Source organism: Marinobacter sp. P4B1 (assembly GCF_001447135.1).
GTDB lineage: Bacteria > Pseudomonadota > Gammaproteobacteria > Pseudomonadales > Oleiphilaceae > Marinobacter > Marinobacter vinifirmus.
In genome coordinates, this window is sequence record NZ_LLXM01000006.1 from 159964 (window position 1) to 178123 (window position 18160).

The window sequence follows — 18160 nt, forward strand, 5'->3', positions numbered from 1 at the left end:
ATTTTTGCATGCGCGCCGATTTGTTCTCCCGCACTTTTTCGACGGGCCGGCTTGCGGGCCTGGCTCTGGTTGCCCTGGCTGCGGCCGGCTGTAAAACCGAAAAGGATCCGGACGACCCCACATTGCTGGGCGCACCGCCTACCACGGCATACATCGGCGTTGAGTACTACTACAACTGGGGTGCCTACGGCGGCGAAGGCATCCTCGATTATTCCCTCACCAATGCACCGGCCTGGCTGGCCCTGGAAGATACCAGCAACAAGGCCCGGCAGGGCGTCATCATGCGCGGTGTGCCGGGGCTGACCGGCGGCGAGCGCGGCCTGGACGACCTTGGCAAAACTGAAGATATCGATATCGTGACCACTGATGGTCGCATGGCCGGATTCCAGCCGTTTGATATCGAAGTGAAGCACAACCTGGTTTCAGTGGAGGCGCCGGAGTTTACCGAAGGTGAATCACCGGAGATCAGTGCTCCCAGGGGTGAACACTGTGCATTGCCGGAGCTTGAGCCGGAAGGCGCCCACAGTGTTTCCGAAACGGCTGCCCAGCCAACCCGCCGGGTGTATGCCAAAGTCCGGCTTGAACGGCCATCTGTTACCCGAGTTTCCATTGCCTTCCAGCTGGAGTCGGATTTCACCTGTGAAGATCCCGTTGGAGCTATTTCCCGGGAATGCCATTCCGCCGACAGCAATATGGGCCGCGCGATTGTCGGGCAGGACATTGTGGCTCTTGGCAGCGGCTCGGACCATCCGGTTGATGAAGAGGGCAATGAGCTGGGCTATGTAACGTACCAGGAAGGCCCCGAAGGCTTCTACGACCGGGGTGTCGTTACCCTGGAGCCCGGTATCAGTGAATGCTATATCCCGCTGGAAGTGATTGATGACAAGGTGGCGGAACCCACCGAGCAGGCTCGACTGGCCCTGACGGAGGTTCGCCAGGGCCTGGCGTCTCTTGGCAATAATAACGCCGGTATCAGCACCAACCTGGCCATTGCCGATAACGAACCGATGGTTGCCCTGCGAACCCTGAACGGCGGCACCCGGGATACACTGAATGTTGACCCGGAGGTGACCGATGTAACCTCTGCGGGTTACAACGAGGAGCAGGTTTACGCTGCCATCCTGACTGGCGAGCGGGAAGGGCAGGTAAATGTAAAACTGACGGTTAGCGAACAGGGTTCTACCGTCGGAACCGGAGATTTTGTGATTGTTCAGGCCCCTGAGACTCTTCAGGGCCTTACGCTGGATCCTGAGCCAGGCGCTAATGAACTGGTGTTCCCGGCAGGCGTGAACGAAGTGCAGTTCAGTATTACCGCGAAGGACTACGCAGACACCGCCGAAAGCCTGCATGACCGCCTCGCGATCCTGGTTGTTGATGTTAAGGGTCAGGCCGGCCTCGAGAACTTTGCCCGGGGCGAGAGCGACGAGCTGATGACCCTGAGCTTTAACCGACAGATAACGCCGTTGACCTGGACGGACGGATTTGTGCCCACAGACATGGCCACTGGCTCGCAGGGTGAACTGTATGTGGCGGGTCGTGGCTCCGATGATGTATTGCAGGTGCGGATCTACGACCAGAAAGGCGCGCAGTCGGGCTCCACGCTTGAATTGAATGCCGGCGCAACGGCAACGGCAGCGGCCACGGAGGTGGAAGTGTACCTGGCCCTGGGTAAGCGAACCGAGCGGGTTGACGGTCGCAGTACAACCTACGAAGAGTTGGTGGTGGCTTATTCTGACGCTGGTCAGGCTGTTGTGGAGTTATACCGCAAAGACGGGGACACCGGTGCCTACGGACCGGTATTCGACAACTACAGGCTGGCGTTTGGCTCCTCCGGTAATGATGCCGTCAAACGAGTGGGCTATCAGGGCACCAATGCCGAACTGGTGGTTGCCGGTGAATCCGACGGCGCCTGGGGTGGACAGAGCAATTCCGGTGGCATCGACACCTTCCTGGCAGTGGTTGAAACCATCGGTGAGGAACTCAAGCTTAAGGAAGTCCGCCAGGAAGGCTCAACCGGCAATGACAGGGTAGCCGGCGCCAGCACCGAGTTCTCAACTCCTATGCTGTTTGGCTACGCACCCGGCGTGGTTGATGGCAACGGTGCTGTGGGTCCGTTCTTCTATTCGGGCACGGCAGACGGCGCGGTATACGGTATTGGTGGTGATGCCTCGGAACAACTCCGCCACGGCTTGTATGCAAACAGTACCGCATGGCTGATCGGTGACGGCCCCTGGAGCTACAGTGTTACCGAAGTGGAAGAGGGCGATAACGAGCTGGAGCGTACAACAGGTGCAACGGCCGGGTTTGTGCTGGGCTTTACCAGCACCGGTGTGCCCAAGGCTGCGTTCACCCTTGCCTCCGTTGCAGACGCCGCTGTGAACTCTCTGGACAAGGGCGTCGCACTGGCAAGTGATGTGATTGCTGCCGGAACGCTGGATGGTGGCCAGGGCCTGTTGGCACGGGTGACCACCCAGAAGGAGCCGGAGCTTTATCAGAGCTGGCAAAAAGCGCTGGCGGAGCCGGGTGTGCAGTTCCTGGGCCTCGGCAACTACCGGGATGATGAGATTGTGGCCCTGGTGAACTCCGATGCCGGACACCAGATTCTTCTGTTCAGCCCGGAAGGGCGGTTGCTGACAGCTCCGGCTGATAATCCATGAGCTGAAGATCCATAAAGTGGGTCGAGGTTACCCTGAGCCGCAAGTCAGTCCGGCTTGGGGTATAACCTCGAGCTTTCCACCCGGCGGATCAGCGGCTCCGGCAAGCTCAATGGCTGGCCGGTTATCCGGTCCGCCAGGTACTCTGCCATCAGTGGTGCCCAGGTCAGGCCCTTGCTGCCGTATCCGGTCAGCAGGTAGGCGCCAGGCACTTCCTGCCCGTTTTCATCCTTGAGTTCGCCAGCCACCGGCTGATAATCATGGCTGGCGCAACGGAAAGAAACCCGACCTGCAAGCTCGCTGGCATCAGGCCCATGGTCGCCCATGACGGCAGGCAGCAGCTCTGCCAGTTGATCGATATTTTCCTGGTGGCTTTCCAGTGTAACGTCCGGGTTGTTGTCTCTCAGGTCAAAGGTCGCACCGGTTACTGCGATTCCACTCACGGCCGGGTTCAGGTACTTGGTTCCACAGATGACCGCCCCTGGCAGGTTGTATTTTTCTGCGGGCAAGCAGGTGACCTGTCCCCGGATGGGCTTCAGCCGCAGTTTACCGTTGGCCGGGTTCAGGCTGGCGGACTCGTGACCGCCTGCAATCACCAGCCTCGCTGCGCTCAGCCGCTGGCCTTCCAGACTTTCAATCGTCCAGCCTTTGCCGTCAGACCTCACCGTGCGTACATTGAAACCAAATACCTGTTGGATTCCCGGGTGGTCGGCAAGGGCAGCGCAGGCCTTTGCCGGCTCAAGCCAGCCGGAACCGGGAAACCACAGGCCGCTGGCCGTTACCTTCAGGCCGGCGCGCTTCGAACCAAGCTCTTCATCCACCGGTTCCAGCAGTTCGACCGGGTACTGGCAGCGTTCAAGGAATTTCTGCTGACGATGCTGCTCCTGCTCGTTGGAAGCAAGCTGCAGCAGGCCAGTGGGGTGCCAGAACTGTCCGGCCCAGCGCCGGTAATAGCGCTGGCTGAAACTCAACGCGGTTGCGGCCAGTTCGGTCTGGGCATTGTATTCCACGCCCAGTTTCACATAGAGCGCGCCTTGGGCATTACCGGAGGCACCGGCGCCGGGCTGATCGGCCCGGTCAATCAGCACGACGGGAACACCCCGTTCCGCAAGGTTGCGGGCGAGGGTGGTGCCGGCAATTCCGGCACCGATGATCGCCACTGTTGATCGGTAAGCTGTTCCGGAGTCAGCCCCGGAAGCCTCAAGCTGGCCGGTCAGCATTTCCCGCTTGCGACCGAAGCCCGGTACCTTTTGCATGGAAAACCCGGCATCGATCAGTGCCCGGCGCACCCGACCCACAGAGGTGAAGGTGGCCAGCGTGGTGCCGGGTTTGCTGTGGTTGCGAATCTGGCCGATGGCGCCTTCCAGCCACATCTCCGGATTCAGCGACGGGGCAAAGCCGTCCAGGAACCAGGCATCCGCCTGGAAGGAGAGGTCTCGCCAGGCATCCAGAACATCACCGAAATACAACGTCAGCCGGATTCGCCCGCCCGCCAGTACCAGCCGGTGAGTACCCTGAATCAGTGGTGGGTAATGGGCGATGAGTTCGGCAGCCTGGGGGGCAAGCTCCGGCCAGAAAGACAGGGCTTTTTCCAGGTCACTCCGGGTCAGGGGAAACCGCTCCACAGACACAAAGTGCAGAATGGCAGAATCATCTTTCGGCCGGCAGTCGAGCCACTCGGCCCAGGCGGCCAGGAAGTTCAGCCCGGTACCAAAGCCGGTCTCTGCAACCACAAAATGCCGGTTATCGGCCAGCTCAGCAAAACGCTCCCGGAGCCGGTTGCGGCCGATGAATACATAGCGGGTTTCTTCCAGCCCGTTGTCGCGACTGAAGTACACATCACCAAAGCGGGCAGATTCCGGCACACCATCGCGCCAGACAAGATCCGCCGGCTCCATGGCCGGCGGCAGAACAGGGTTGGTCATAGAGTCAGTCTTCGGCAGCAGCCCGGGTTACCTGCTCGATGATCACAGAGCGAACGGGCACATCGGCCATGCCACGAACGCGGGCCGTTTTAACACCGGCAATGGCGTCCACCACATCCATGCCTTCTGTGACTTTGCCAAATACCGCATATCCGGCACCGTTGGCGCCCGGGTTCAGGTAGGGATTGTCGACCACGTTAATGAAGAACTGGGAGGTAGCGGAATCCGGTGCGCTGGTGCGGGCCATGGCAATGGTGCCCCGCTCGTTAGGCAGCTCGGTGGAGGCCTCGTTAACAATGGCCTCTTCGGTGGACTTGCGGGACATGTCTTCAGTAAATCCGCCGCCCTGAATCATGAAGTCGGCGATTACGCGGTGGAAAATCGTGCCGTTGTAGAAGCCTTTATCGACATAGCCCAGAAAGTTTTCGACCGTTTTCGGAGCGACATCCGGGCGCAGCTCCAGAGAGAAATCACCGTGAGAGGTTTCAAACAGCACTTCCGGGCGATTGTTGGAAGGCTCTTCTGCCTGCACCGGAGCGGCAGCCATCAGGGGCAGTGCGAGGGCAAACAGGACGGGCTTCACATTAAACAGGCTTTTTACGGTATTTGTCATTTCAACAGTACTCGCGGTTTCAGGAATGGATCGCTTGGCTGACATAATGTCTGAAATCGTAACCTGTGCACAATTCTAACAGATACTTAACCATTGAATGCCCACGATGGTAGACAGTTGAATAAGCTGGGTTATCCTTCAAATGTGTAGATTTGGAAGTCATGTTGCCGATTCGGGTTGTACGGTAATCACTTTGAGTACAGGAGAAGTCTGGTGAGATTCCGTTTATTAACGCAGGCTGGAGCGGTGGCGTCTGCCTTCGCCGTCTTTGCCGTTTCCTCGCCAATGGCCTTGGCTTCAGAGCAGGAAAACTGGAGCTACACACCGGCGTTTCTGCCGGTATCAGAAGCCGGTATGTCTGCGGTGTCCGCTCACGGCAGTGTGCGGTTGCAGGAGTTGCTGCGGGCGGGTGGTGGCACCCAGCCGGCCCATCTCGAGAGCCCGGATTATGTCACCCGTGTGAATGCGCCATCCGGTGAGGTTAGCGGAGACAGCCTTGCGGACTTGGGTACTGCCGGTGTAGACGTGGCCAATGTCCTTGAAGACCTGCTGGCGTCGCTACCCGATTTGCTGGACATGGACTTCAAGATTGTCGGCATCAAATACCGGCCGGGCGAAGAGGTCGTCACTCTGGGCAGTGATGGCGCAATCCATGTTGCCTTCCCGGAGACCGTGGACCTGGTCAGCATCGAAAATCTTAACGTAGGCGGTGGAGACGGCCCGCCACTAGGCGATATCAACCTCTATGATCTAAGCTTTCACCGGGATTCCAGAATCCGCATCCAGGGAGAATAATGCTCAGCCGGGTGCGGTTCGTTCGTGCCGGGCCGGGTTGTACGGTTGAAACTGTACCAGCGGGAGCGTTTGCCAGTGAAAGTACACAAAGGGTTTGAGGAAAAGTCCCGGCTTGGCCGGTTGCTGATCAACCGGGGTTATATCTCGGAAGGCCAGCTGGAAGCCGGCCTGAAAATCCAGCATGACACCGGCCAACGCCTGGGTGAGGTGCTCGTAGAAGCCGGTTGGCTTACCGAGCGGGAACTGCACCGGGTTCTCAAACACCAGGCCCGTTACCGCAACGCCGCCGCACTGGTGGCCATGGTCACCGTCCCTTTCCAGCCCCTGGTCACCTTTGCCTCAGGCAACTCCAATGCCGCCCTGGCTCCGGTGGTGGCGGGTGAGATGTATGGCGGCTTTGCGCCCATGACCGAAGAGGAAATGGCCAGCATAACAGCGGGGAGCGAGATTGGGCTTCTGGAGCGTATTGAGACCGTCGCTGATCCGGAAACCGCCCGGGACCCGGTTAACACCCTGAAACTGGCCTCCCACATATTCTCTCCGGTGTTGAGCTTCGTCGATTCGGACCTCAGTATTTCCGGCGTCCATTACCGGGAAGGCGAACCCCAATACCGTATCCGCGATGACGGTGCACTTCAGTTGCTGCAGCCGGAGCGCATCGAGGAAGTTCGTCTCGACAATATTCGTGTCACCAACAGTCAGACACCGCCTATTGGCAATATCAGCATTCAGGATATCCGTTTCCATCCGGATTCCCGGATGACGATTCACCTGCATTAGCCGTCATTGCGGCTTTGAGCCTTGCTTGCCAGCCTGTCATTTAGTGATAGAGTGCCGTTTTCGCATTTCTGACGGGACAGTTTCATGCCTTTGAATGTATGGGTGCTGGTAGCGGCTCAGGCGCTGGCCATGTGCACGGCTCCTTTTATTGTATTTATCGGAAGTATTCAGGGGCGGCTGCTGGCGCCGGCACCGGAACTGGCCACCTTGCCGGTAGGACTGGTGGTGGTCGGCACAGTTCTGGCTATCAAGCCGGCTACCTGGCTGATGGAGCGGGTAGGGCGCAAGCAGGTGATGTTGCTGGGCACGCTGGCGGGCATGATCGCTGGCGGGCTGGGTATGTTTGCCTCCTGGCAATCGGACTTTGTCACCATGTGCCTTGCCGCCGTTATCGGTGGCTCCGGGTTGGCGGTGGTGCATCAATACCGGTTTGCGGCCATGGAATCGGTAGCTTCGGACATGGCGGGTACAGCGGCCGCCAGGGTATTGCTTGGTGGCCTGGTAGCTGCCTGGCTCGGGCCGGAAGTTGCCGGACTGGGTAGTGGTACCGGCGAACGTTTTCCATTTCTTCTGAGCTGGGCCGGACTGGCGGTGGTGCAAGCCATGGCCCTGGTTGTGGTGGCGGTCGGTTATCGGCCTTCCGGGGAACGGGTGGCCGAGACTGTCGTGGGTGGTGGTCGCCCCATGCGTGAGATTCTCGCCAATCCCCTGGTCTGGACCGCGATCAGTGGTGCAGCCATTGGTTATGCGGTGATGAGTTTTATCATGACTGCAACGCCCCTGAGCATGACGGAAATGGCCGGGCACGATTTTGACGACGCCAAGCGGGTAATCCAGCTGCACATCATGGCCATGTACCTGCCGTCTCTTATCTCCGGACGGCTGATCCGGGTGGTGGGCATCCCCTTGATGATGACTGTCGGCTTGCTGGCCTATCTGGGGTGTATTCTGTTGGCCGCGGCAGGCATCAGCTTCCACCATTATTTATGGGCCCTGATCCTGCTCGGGGTGGGCTGGAACTTCCTGTTTGTTGGCGGCACCACCCTGTTGCCTCAGGGCTATCGGGATTCAGAGCGATTCCGGGTACAGGGCCTCAATGACATCATGGTATTCAGCGCCCAGGCCACGGCGGCGCTGAGTGCCGGAGCCGTGCTGACAGCCCTGGGCTGGGCTTCGCTGTTAATGGTTGCCGTGCCGCTGCTGGTGCTGCACGCTTTGTTGATGGCAGCCTGGCTGCTCAGGCGCCAGCCGGCAGGGGCAGGTGGCCGGTCTTCACCCAGATAACGGTTTCCTGGTCTACGAACGGGTGATGCTGGCTCAGGTGCGGGCTGCGCATCCAGGTGCCTTCCGGGTAACGGCCGTGTTCATCGCAGAACTCGCCGGACAGCACCAGGGTTTCCTCGCCACCGAAGTGCCGGTGGGGCTGGAAGGCCTCATTGGCCGGCCATTTCACCAGGGCCACATGCTCATGCTCGAAATCGTGCAGGGGCATTACCTGCAGCCCGCCAATGCCCGGCAACCATTCAGCCTGATTGGTATCGACACGAACGGTTGCGGTGTCCTTCGGATCAAACTGGTGCAGCTTCACCAACAGGGTGCAACCTTCTTCGCTGAAGGGCGCGTGGCCAGTGCCGGGCGGGTTCCGGAGGTAGGTGCCGGCCGGGTAATGGCCGGTCTCGTCGGAGAATACCCCCTCCAATACCAGGATTTCCTCGCCCAGTGGGTGCTCATGCCGCTTGAAGGAAGAACCGGGTTTGTAGCGAACTATGCTGGTGGCATGGCCCCGTTCGGCCTCTTCCCGTGCCAGCGGCTTGCGCTCCACGCCCGCCGCCGGGCTGGGTTGCCATTCCTGTTCGCGGGTATGAACAACCACTCGCTGGGAGAAATCCATATTCAGCATGAAAAACCTCGAATAAGTGCTATTTGATCAGTGCCTGAACGTCCCGGAACCTCGGATGGCGGCAGTCTACCATCCACTCGAACGCTACCATCTCTGTGGTAACTATCCGGGCGCCACTCTGGTGCAGGCGGTCCAGCGCTACGTCCCGGTCGAAATCATTTCGGGAACCGGTTGCATCCGCAACCACCCAGACCTTGTAACCGGCATCCAGAAGGCTCAGGGCCGTTTGCAGCATACATACGTGGGTTTCGCAGCCTCCGATGACAATATGCTGGCGGCCCTCCGGCAGGGCATCGATCAGCCCGTCCGGACAGGCATCGAAATGGTATTTGCTGACGGTGTGGTGGCAAAGCTCCCGAACACTTTCCACATTCGGCCCCAGCTTGTCCGGAACCTGCTCCGTGGCGATGACCGGCACCTCCAGCAAGCCCGCAATTGTCGCCAGCAGGGTGCAGCGGTCGACCACCTCCATTCCCTGACTGATTGCAGGCATCAGCCTGGCCTGTACATCGACAAGAAGCAGGGTGGACTGTTCGGCTTTCATTAACATAAAGAGGCTCCGGATATTGTGGGTGTTTGATGACAAGGATAGCCAATTTAGTCGCCGGAAATCCGCCAACACGGATTTTCAGGATTTTTTTAAAGGAATCGCTTCATTGCGGTTGCCAAACGCCAGCAAAACTATTAAAGTTTGCGCCCTCAAATGAGCGACAACGTAGCTGATTTGAAACAGTTTATTGGAGAGGTGGCCGAGTGGCTGAAGGCGCACGCCTGGAAAGTGTGTATACGTTAATAGCGTATCGAGGGTTCGAATCCCTCCCTCTCCGCCAATAAAAGAACCCCGGCAGACATGCCGGGGTTTTTTATTGGGCTGAATAATCCCTCCAGCCGTAAGCATTAACCGCTACGCCACACCAAACGCCCCCACAAAACTGACATCAGTCAAATCGCCACCTCCCTGAACTTCCTAACTTGTTCTCCATGCCACGGAAATGAAATATCTTCCAAAACCGGAGAATCAGAATGAAAAAACACCAACTTGCATTGTTCGTCGCTGCTGCCGGCCTGGCCTCTACACCGGCCTTTGCCCAGAAGGCTGAAGTCCCTGAGCTGGACGTGGATTTCTACGGCCACATCAACATGGCGGTTATGCACGCCGATACTGGCGAAGGCTCCGAGCAGTACATCGTGGACAACGACTATGCCTCCAGCCGTGTAGGTGCTCGCATCAGCACTGACCTGAAAGACATCGACCTGAAGGTGGGTGCGCACGTTGAATTTGAGTATCAGCACAATCCTTCGAATCTGGTCACGCCCGATAAACGTTCCATCAAGGGTAACTGGGACGAGCGGCACATTAACCTGTTTGCTGCAGGCCGTTATGGCAAAATCTCTGTAGGGCAGGGTTCAGGTGCGGCCGACGGGGCAACCGAATCTGATCTGTCTGGCACCAAGGTGGCCTCCTTCCCGGATCTGGCGTTGGTAGGTGGTGCACAGAAGTTTATCGATAAGAATGACAGCGGCTGGAACCCGACTCTGTTCCAGTCTGTGCGTAACCAGGACTTTGAGGCACGTTATGACCGGGTACGCTACGACGCACCCGCCTTTGGCCCGGTCAAACTGGCAGTAAGTCAGGGCTATAAGGGTGACCAGGATATTACGGAAGTTGCTGCCACCTATAACACCGCGATTGACGGCCTTGGCCGCTTGTCAGCAGCTGTTGGTTACTCCACAAAAGATGTTGGAGGCGCAGCAGGCGATGTTGAAAATATTGGCGGCTCAGTTTCCTGGTTGCATGATACCGGTGTGAACATGACGGCCGTATATTCCAATGTCGAGAACGATGCCGGTCGCGATTCTGATTTCAATATGTTCAAGGTGGGCTACAAGACCGGCAAACATTCCTTCACAGTACACCGTGCTGAGGGCCAGGATTTTGACCCGGTTTTCAAGGATGCTGATGGTGTTGTTGAGCATAAAGTCATCGGCTCCGACGTAGAAATCTACGGCGCCGCCTACGTCTACCAGCCCATCAAGCGCCTGGACGTATACTTCGCCTACAACAACTTCGCGCTGGATGCTGACAACGGCGACTATGACGATGTAAACATCGCCATGATCGGCAGCCGCCTGAAGTTCTGATCGCCTGAAACCTCAGTCAACCGGGCAGGGCATTACGCCAGCCCGGTGGACTGCAGTATGAATACCCCCGCTGTTACCGTTACGCTGGCCAGTAAGGTGGTCAGTGCAATGATATTGGCCGCCATGCGGTCGTTCCCGCCCAAAGCCTTCACCATGACAAAACTCGCCGCTGCCGTCGGGCTGGCGAAGAACAGGAACATCAGGCCCAGTTCCCGGCCTTCGAATCCCGCCAACCAGGCCGCCAGTGTGCACAGGGCCGGCAAACTCACCATTTTCCATACCGACGCTCCCAGCGCCGGGCCGCTGTCCGTTCTGATGGCTTTCAGGGAAACGGTGGCGCCAATGCAGAGCAGGGCCAGTGGCAAGGTGAGAGAGGCAAAGTAATTACCGCTGGTCATCACCCATTGTGGAAGGGTGACCTCCCAGGCTGCGAAGGGAATGGCGATAACCACGGCAATAATCAGCGGATTGCGAACCACGTCTTTAACGGTGTTCGAGAAGCTCATGCTTTTACCCGGCTGATACGCCAGCAATACCACAACAGACAGCACGTTGTAGGAAATAATCACCAGCCCCAGCAATATGCCGCCGGCAGACAAGCCGTAATCGCCATAAAGGTTGGCCGCCAAGGCCAGGCCGACAATCCCGCAATTACCCCGGAACGCACCTTGCACATAGACGCCCCTGTCATCTTTGCTCACTCGCCGGATTGCCCAGAACCAGACGGCGCCGAAGCTGGCCAGTGTTGCCGCCAGGTAGAACAGCAGCAGTTTGACGTTGAATGCCGTCGTCAGATCTGCCCGGATGATGCTGAGGAACACCAGGGTTGGCAGCGTGGCCTTGAACACCAAGGCGGAAGCGGTGCTGACAAAGTTCTGGTCTATCCAGCCAATCCGGCGCAGGCCGATGCCGATAAAGACCATGGCAAAAACCGGCAGGGTGGTTTCAAGGGTGTGGGCGAAGGTTGCTAACAGGCCGCTCAAGGGACAACGTACTCCTCTGGAACAATCAACGAAAAAGGCCTCCGCTAGGGAGGCCTTGTGTCGGCATTATAACCGGTCTTTCAGTCGAAGTTCCTTGAGCGGATGGTATCAGGCTTCAGGAAAGGCTTTTCGCCGGTATTGTCGTGGTCAGCCAGCACCTTGCCGTCGTGCTCGCGAACCTGGCCGTACATGGAGTGCTTGTGGAAGGTAGGCCCGAATTGCTCCAGGGTTTCTTTCACGTCGCCGGTGTAGCGCGGGTCTTGCGGGCGCTCCTGGCTGTCCATGTAGAAGGCGATGTCCCAGGCTTCCTGGTCACTCAGGGAGTTGGGCTGGCCCAGAGGCATGTTGTTCTTGATAAAGCCGGCTGCGGTGAACAGGCGCACAATGCCCGCACCCCAGTTGTTGGACATATCGCCCCAGGGTGCCGGGAATACGGTGTGGCCATCTACGCGCAGGCCAGAGCCATCTTCCTGGTGGCAAACGGCACAGTTTTCCTCGTACAGCTTTTCACCGTTAGCGTAGCTGAGTTCCGCCGGGCGCTCTGGTGCCGGGAAGCCGCGGCCGTAAATGGGCTGCTTCGGGTACATTTCCACGCCGGTGGCCAGCCACTGGTGGTAGGCAGACAGTGCCAGCATGTTGTCACTGCCGTATTCCAGCGGCTTGCCATTCATGGAGTAAGTAAAACAACCGGCAATACGTTCTTCCAGGTTGTTTACATGGCCATTCTTGCCCCGGTAACCGGGCAGGGTAACGGCTGCTGGCCAGATCGGCGCGCTGAACGGCATACGGCCTTCACCCAGGTGGCAGCTGGAGCAGTTCATGTTGTTGAACACGTTCTCGCCACGCAGTTGCTGGGTGTTGGTGAACAGGTCGTAGCCCTTGCGGATGACCTTTTTCAGTTCCGGATGGATGTCCGCTTCTTCCAAGTCTGCCATGGTAGGCGGAATGTGAACCAGCTGGTTTTCTTTCGGGGCCGGAAAGCCCATAGAGGTCAACTGATCGATGTAAGCCTGGGTAGTGTCTTCATTGGCCGCCAGGTTTGCCGAGAACGCAAAGGTTCCAGACATGGCGACAGTAAGCAGTTTGCGCATCATGATAGGTGTCCCCTTATTTGCTGCCGGCACTCTGGTTGGCAAGCCATACGGCTACCGCGTGAATGTCTTCATCGCTCATGCGTCGGGCGATGGAGCCCATCAGATCCTGCGGATCGTTCTTGCGGGTGCCTTCTTTCCAGGCTTTCAGCTGGGTTTCGATATAACCGGCATGCTGGCCGGCAATGCCCGGGAATACATCACCGGCACCGCGGTTGCCAGGGCCATGGCAGCTTTTGCAGGAAACAATGTACTGGGACCAGTCGCCGCGTTCGGCCAGCTGCTGACCGCGCTTCAGCGTGGCCTCATCGGCATTTGCACCACCCTGGCCAGCCGTGGGTTCCAGTTGGCTGTAATAGGCAGCAACATCGGCAATTTTCTGGTCGTCCAGCATGTTCACGAACGGCGTCATGGTCGCGTTTACGCGAGTGCCTGTCTTGATGTCGTGAATCTGCTTGGCGAAGTAAGTGGCATTCAGACCGGCCAGCCGTGGCCAGGATTCTCCACCTTCAATGTGCATGCCGCTGCCGTCTGCCTGGTGGCAGGCAATACAGAGGTTGGCAACTTCTTTGCCACGTTCAGCATCACCTTCGGTTGCAGCCAGCGCAAAGCCCGCATAGGCAGCCAGCCCGAATGCAGCCAGCGTAATCGGAATTTTTCTCACGGTCGGTAGCCTCTCTATTCTTATATATGTGCACTTAGTACCAAAAGTTATTTCGATATAGCTTGCACAAAGCGCGCAATTCTCGCTTGACGAAGGTCAACAATGCAAGCGGACTTATCCGAAAGGCTAATACGAGGATGCATGCGTCGGGAATTTCGTTTACTGTCTGAGATGCAAACCGGAAGTCAGCAAACATCTTTATAACGAAAAGCAGGGACACCTATGGCGACCGTCAACCCTTCTCAGGAAGAGCTTAGGAAAGTTTTGCAAGAGACGCCAAAAGATCAGCCGGTAGTAATGCTGAATCTGCTTCGGTTTCGTGACCAGGCGGCCTACAAAGACGACACAGAAAACTGCTCGGGGCGGGATGCCTATAAGCGCTATATGGACGAAGCGGCAGAATGCGTGCGCTCGGTTGGCGCAGAGGTAATCTGGTCCGGCCGCAGTGTGGGTTCGCTGATTGCGCCGCCCGACGAATCCTGGGACCAGGTATTGCTGGTACGTTACCCCTCCATCAACGCCTTCCTGGCGATGATCGAAAGCCCTGAATATAAAGGTGTGGTGAAGCACCGTACCGCAGCGCTGGAAGACTCCAGGCTGGTGGCCAATGTTGAAGGCGCGCCCTGATCAGACCAGCCAGCCGGATTGCTGGATCGCCATATAGGCAACGGTACCCACCGCAATAGAGAGCAGGGCATTACGCCGCCACAGGTGTACAGCTGCCACCAGCAATCCCGGCAGTATGGCGTCCAGCCCCGGCAGGCTTGCGCTCCAGTTCGCGGAACGCTGCAGGAATACGATGGCTAGCAGGGCCATAACCGCGGCCGGCAGAAACCGGCCAATATGCTGTAGCAACGGGTGTTCTGTGTGGCGTTCAAAAAACAGGAAGGGAACCACCCGGGTGGCAAAGGTTGCCGCCGCTGAAATGGCAATGAACGCGGCCAGGTAATAAGTGTCAGTCATGGCTGGCCTCCGCTGCCGGCAGACGGTTCCTGAGCTGGCGATACTGGATCAGGAGAATGCCGGTGACAATTGCGATCGCCAGGATCAGCTGATGAGACGGCCCGACCAGCACCATTGAGATCCCGGCGGCAAAGGCACCGGCCCAGAGCGGGAAGCTGTCGCCCAGTGCTTTGATCTGTTCAATCGTCAATACAATAAACAGCGCGACCAGCGCGAATTCAATACCGGTGCTGTCGAACGCCACCATCTCTCCCAGCAGTGCGCCAATTCCGCAACCGGCAATCCAGTAAGCCTGGTTGAACGCGGTAATGCGGAAGTCCACTTCCTGCTCGTGGTGTTTGTCTGAGGACAGCGAACGACTGGTAAGCAGGGAATACGTCTCGTCTGTCAGGCCGAAAATCAGATAGCCTTTACGCCAGCCAGCCCCCCGGAACCGACCCAGCAGGGACAACCCGTAAAACAGGTGCCGGGCGTTCAACACAAACATGGCAACTGCCACCTCAAGCAGCCCTGCGTTGGCGGCCAGCAGGCTGACGGCCAGGATCTGCCCGGAACCGGCATAGATCACCAGGCCCATGAGCGGCGCGACCCACCAGGCATAGTCCAGCTGGGTGGTGAACAGCACCCCGAAGGCCATACCCAGTGGAATGTAGCCGAACAGAATCGGCAGTGTCAGGCGAAAGACGTTCTGGTTCATTAGCATCCAAACGTTACGAAAGCGGCGATGATAGTCAAAGCGCACAGGGTTTTGAAGAGCGCAAAAACCGAAAACCCCGTACCATACGCCCCGGACTGGAGGATTTATGACCGACGATACCGCTTATGTGCCCGATGAAGATCCGCGCCAGGAAAAGTTCGTAGTAGACGCAGACCTGCTTACCCAGGACCAGCTGGAAGGGCTGGCGGAAGAATATTGCACCCGTTACCACGGCCTGAACGATACCGAGAACCCGCTGGAGGAACGAAGCCGGGTGCTTGCTGCCGTAAAACGGGGAGAGCTGGTCGTGTGGTTTGACCCGGTGGAAAACACCGCGGGGCTGGGGGCTCCCGCCTGATTTCCATCGTTTTCAGGCCCCTACCTACCCGATGGGCGGTGTAAACGGTACAATCACCGTGATTTTTCGTCTACCTGACTGCGAGGTGAGCTTTGATCAGGGTACTGGTTGTAGATGACCACGAGCTGGTGCGCTCCGGTATAACCCGCATGTTAGCCGACAATCCCGATCTCGACGTGATTGGCCAGGCTTCATCCGGAGAGGACGCCATCGAGTTTGTGCGAGAGAACCGACCGGATATCGTTCTGATGGACATTCGCATGCCAGGAATCGGTGGCCTGGAAGCCACCCGTCGTATCCTGCGCCTGGACGACTCTATTCGAGTGATTGTGGTAACCGCCTGTGCGGATGATCCTTACCCCTCCCGAGTGATGCAAAGTGGCGCCCAGGCGTACATCACCAAGGGCGCGGACATCCAGGAAATGGTGCGTGCCATTCGCAAGGCCCATTCCGGACAGCGTTACATCAGCCCTGAAATTGCCCAGAAGATGGCGCTGAAGCAGCTGGCGGGTGAAAAGGAAGACGATGGCGAACTGGCAAAGTTCGATCGTTTGTCTGAACGGGAAATGCAGATTGCCATGATGGTGGTGGATTGCCAGAAGGTTCAGGATATCTCCGATAAACTCTGCCTCAGCCCCAAAACCGTGAACAGCTACCGCTACCGGATTTTCGAGAAGCTGGAGATTTCCAGTGATGTAGAGCTGGCTCTGATGGCCGTACGGCTTGGATTGCTGGATGCCGACAAGGTCTGACTCCCAGCAAGGATCCGGGGAGTTCGACAGTAAAGACTTCCTGAAACAGCTTACTGAACGCCCCGGCGTGTATCGTATGTACGATGGCGCCGGGAATATTCTGTACGTGGGAAAAGCCCGCAACCTGAAAAAGCGGGTGAGCAGTTATTTCCGCAAGACCGGCCTGGCCCCGAAAACCGAAGCACTGGTGGGCAAGATCGAGTCCATCGAGGTAACGATTACCGGCAGCGAAACCGAAGCATTGCTGCTGGAACAAAACCTGATCAAGTCGCTGCGGCCGCCGTACAACATCCTGCTGCGGGATGACAAATCCTACCCCTATATCTACCTGTCTTCTCACAGCGACTATCCCTCGCTGACCTTCCGCCGTGGCCGCACCAAAAAGGGTGGCGGTACCTGGTTCGGGCCGTTTCCAAGCTCCGGTGCCGTCAAGGAAAGCCTTAATATCCTGCAGAAGGTTTTCCGTATAAGGTCTTGTAGTGAAAGCTATTTCAGGAACCGTAACCGACCTTGCCTGCAGTATCAGATTAACCGGTGCACGGCCCCTTGTGTGGGTTACGTAACACCGGAGGAGTACCAGCAGGATATCCGCCATGCCACCATGTTCCTGGAAGGCAAGAACCCGGCCATTATCCACGACCTGATGAATGACATGGAGCAGGCGGCCAGGAACCTGGAGTTTGAGAAAGCGGCCGCCTACCGGGATCAGATTAACCACCTGCGCCATGTTCAGGAGCAGCAATCCATTGAAGGCGAGGGCGGCGATGCCGATGTGATCGCCATTGCCCAGGATGCCGGCGTGGTGTGCATTGTGGTGATCATCGTTCGTGGTGGCCGGGTGCTGGGCACCAAGGACTACTTCCCGAGGTTTTCACTCGAGCAGTCCGAAGGTGAACTGCTTTCGGCGTTTCTGGGCCAGTACTACTTTGGCGGTGATACCCGCCGGGAAATTCCCCGGGACATCCTCGTGCCGGTGGCCGTGGAAGGGCAGGAACTGCTGGCAGAGGCCCTCAGCGAGGCCGCCAACCGGGAAACCCGAATTCGGGGCAATGTGCGGGGCGAACGCAAGCGCTGGCTGGAACTGGCCATGACCAACGCCCGGCAAACATTGCTTACCCACCTGGCCAGCAAGGAAACCGTGTATCGCCGTTTGCTGGCGCTGCGGGACCTGCTGGAGCTGGCTGAAACCCCGTCCCGAATGGAATGTTTCGACATCAGCCACAGCCATGGGGAAAATACCGTCGCATCCTGTGTGGTTTTCGACGAGAATGGGCCACTGAAAAGCGATTACCGGCTATATAACATTGAAGGCGTAAAGGCCGGTGACGACTATGCGGCCATGCGCCAGGTGCTGACCCGTCGCTACCGCCGGCTGGTGAGCGGTGATGGCAAGCGGCCAGACCTCGTTTTCATCGACGGTGGTAAAGGCCAGCTGAACATTGCCCGGGAAGTCTTTGAAGAGCTAGGGATTTCCGATATCCCGCTGATTGGCGTGGCCAAGGGTGTTACCCGCCGCGCCGGCATGGAGCAGCTGATCGGCGCCATGACAGACGCGGTATTCCGGGTACCGGCCGATTCTCCGGCGCTGCACCTGATCCAGCATATCCGGGACGAATCCCACCGGTTTGCTATTACCGGCCACCGGGCGCGCAGGGACAAGAAACGCCGGCAATCTACCCTGGAAGGCATTGAAGGGGTGGGGCCGAAGCGCCGCCGGGAGCTGATCCGCTACTTCGGCGGCATACAGGAATTACGTAAAGCCAGTGTGGATGAGATGGCCAAGGTTCAGGGCATCAGCAAGTCACTGGCAGAATCCATATACGCAGCATTGCACGACGAATAG

Annotated in this window: 18 protein-coding genes and 1 tRNA gene; 10 read left to right on the forward strand and 9 right to left on the reverse strand. The window is 58.0% G+C overall.

What is annotated here, in order from left to right; genetic code table 11:
• Nucleotides 1-8: 8 nt before the first annotated feature.
• Nucleotides 9-2657, forward strand: a complete 2649-nt coding sequence (locus AQ621_RS05165) for a hypothetical protein (protein WP_058340560.1) — start codon at nt 9-11, stop codon at nt 2655-2657.
• Nucleotides 2658-2701: 44 nt separating this feature from the next.
• On the opposite strand, the gene mnmC is transcribed toward AQ621_RS05165, so the two are convergent.
• Together mnmC and AQ621_RS05175 are read right to left on the reverse strand one after the other, a co-directional pair.
• The gene (gene mnmC, locus AQ621_RS05170) at nt 2702-4579 is read right to left on the reverse strand and encodes a bifunctional tRNA (5-methylaminomethyl-2-thiouridine)(34)-methyltransferase MnmC2/FAD-dependent 5-carboxymethylaminomethyl-2-thiouridine(34) oxidoreductase MnmC1 (protein ID WP_058340561.1); all 1878 of its coding nucleotides are present in this window, start codon (nt 4577-4579) and stop codon (nt 2702-2704) included.
• Nucleotides 4580-4583: 4 nt separating this feature from the next.
• Nucleotides 4584-5192, reverse strand: a complete 609-nt coding sequence (locus AQ621_RS05175; protein ID WP_058340594.1) for a peptidylprolyl isomerase — start codon at nt 5190-5192, stop codon at nt 4584-4586.
• A gap of 213 nt (nt 5193-5405) precedes the next feature.
• Between AQ621_RS05175 and AQ621_RS05180 the strand changes: the two genes are divergently transcribed.
• The 3 genes from AQ621_RS05180 (at nt 5406) to AQ621_RS05190 (ending at nt 8051) form a co-directional block, all read left to right on the forward strand.
• Nucleotides 5406-5987 carry a hypothetical protein gene (locus AQ621_RS05180; protein WP_145840249.1) on the forward strand — a complete coding sequence of 194 codons (582 nt, stop codon included), beginning with the start codon at nt 5406-5408 and terminating at the stop codon, nt 5985-5987.
• Nucleotides 5988-6062: 75 nt separating this feature from the next.
• The gene (locus tag AQ621_RS05185) at nt 6063-6767 is read left to right on the forward strand and encodes a cyclic di-GMP-binding domain-containing protein, MshE-related (RefSeq protein ID WP_058340595.1); all 705 of its coding nucleotides are present in this window, start codon (nt 6063-6065) and stop codon (nt 6765-6767) included.
• A gap of 84 nt (nt 6768-6851) precedes the next feature.
• Nucleotides 6852-8051 (forward strand): MFS transporter, encoded by a 1200-nt coding sequence (locus tag AQ621_RS05190; protein ID WP_022989252.1) that lies wholly within the window; start codon nt 6852-6854, stop codon nt 8049-8051.
• Here AQ621_RS05190 and AQ621_RS05195 read toward each other — a convergent pair.
• Nucleotides 8005-8667 (reverse strand): cupin domain-containing protein, encoded by a 663-nt coding sequence (locus tag AQ621_RS05195; RefSeq protein ID WP_058340563.1) that lies wholly within the window; start codon nt 8665-8667, stop codon nt 8005-8007. The two genes, AQ621_RS05190 and AQ621_RS05195, sit on opposite strands and share 47 nt — an antisense overlap.
• A gap of 19 nt (nt 8668-8686) precedes the next feature.
• Complete coding sequence (locus AQ621_RS05200) at nt 8687-9217, reverse strand: isochorismatase family protein (protein ID WP_022989254.1); 531 nt, start codon at nt 9215-9217, stop codon at nt 8687-8689.
• 189 nt (nt 9218-9406) lie between these two features.
• On the opposite strand from AQ621_RS05200, the gene AQ621_RS05205 reads away from it, so the two are divergent.
• A tRNA-Ser gene (locus AQ621_RS05205) sits at nt 9407-9497 on the forward strand.
• Between the two features lie 193 nt (nt 9498-9690).
• A complete protein-coding gene (locus AQ621_RS05210; RefSeq protein WP_058340564.1) occupies nt 9691-10809 on the forward strand; it encodes a porin in 1119 nt (372 codons plus the stop codon).
• Between the two features lie 32 nt (nt 10810-10841).
• Here the strand turns inward: AQ621_RS05210 and AQ621_RS05215 are convergent, their stop codons facing one another.
• From AQ621_RS05215 to AQ621_RS05225, 3 genes are all read right to left on the reverse strand, one after another.
• Nucleotides 10842-11783, reverse strand: coding sequence for an AEC family transporter (locus tag AQ621_RS05215; RefSeq protein WP_227508246.1), 942 nt, complete (start codon nt 11781-11783; stop codon nt 10842-10844).
• 89 nt (nt 11784-11872) lie between these two features.
• Entirely contained in the window at nt 11873-12886 is a 1014-nt protein-coding gene (locus tag AQ621_RS05220) for a c-type cytochrome (RefSeq protein WP_058340565.1), read from the reverse strand.
• Between the two features lie 13 nt (nt 12887-12899).
• Nucleotides 12900-13547: a c-type cytochrome gene (locus tag AQ621_RS05225; protein WP_058340566.1), complete on the reverse strand. Its 648-nt coding sequence runs from the start codon at nt 13545-13547 to the stop codon at nt 12900-12902.
• 222 nt (nt 13548-13769) lie between these two features.
• On the opposite strand from AQ621_RS05225, the gene AQ621_RS05230 reads away from it, so the two are divergent.
• The gene (locus tag AQ621_RS05230; RefSeq protein WP_036219418.1) at nt 13770-14174 is read left to right on the forward strand and encodes a DUF1330 domain-containing protein; all 405 of its coding nucleotides are present in this window, start codon (nt 13770-13772) and stop codon (nt 14172-14174) included.
• On the opposite strand, the gene AQ621_RS05235 is transcribed toward AQ621_RS05230, so the two are convergent.
• Both AQ621_RS05235 and AQ621_RS05240 read right to left on the reverse strand, forming a co-directional pair.
• Nucleotides 14175-14510: a branched-chain amino acid transporter permease gene (locus AQ621_RS05235; RefSeq protein ID WP_058340567.1), complete on the reverse strand. Its 336-nt coding sequence runs from the start codon at nt 14508-14510 to the stop codon at nt 14175-14177. It lies immediately after the preceding gene.
• Complete coding sequence (locus AQ621_RS05240; RefSeq protein ID WP_058340568.1) at nt 14503-15207, reverse strand: AzlC family ABC transporter permease; 705 nt, start codon at nt 15205-15207, stop codon at nt 14503-14505. The genes AQ621_RS05235 and AQ621_RS05240 overlap by 8 nt, the downstream gene beginning before the upstream one ends.
• Nucleotides 15208-15313: 106 nt before the next feature.
• On the opposite strand from AQ621_RS05240, the gene AQ621_RS05245 reads away from it, so the two are divergent.
• From AQ621_RS05245 to uvrC, 3 genes are all read left to right on the forward strand, one after another.
• Entirely contained in the window at nt 15314-15565 is a 252-nt protein-coding gene (locus AQ621_RS05245; RefSeq protein ID WP_058340569.1) for a YheU family protein, read from the forward strand.
• Between the two features lie 92 nt (nt 15566-15657).
• Complete coding sequence (gene uvrY, locus AQ621_RS05250; RefSeq protein ID WP_058340570.1) at nt 15658-16317, forward strand: UvrY/SirA/GacA family response regulator transcription factor; 660 nt, start codon at nt 15658-15660, stop codon at nt 16315-16317.
• On the forward strand, nt 16301-18160 hold the full coding sequence (gene uvrC, locus AQ621_RS05255; RefSeq protein ID WP_058340571.1) for an excinuclease ABC subunit UvrC: 1860 nt from the start codon (nt 16301-16303) through the stop codon (nt 18158-18160). The genes uvrY and uvrC overlap by 17 nt, the downstream gene beginning before the upstream one ends.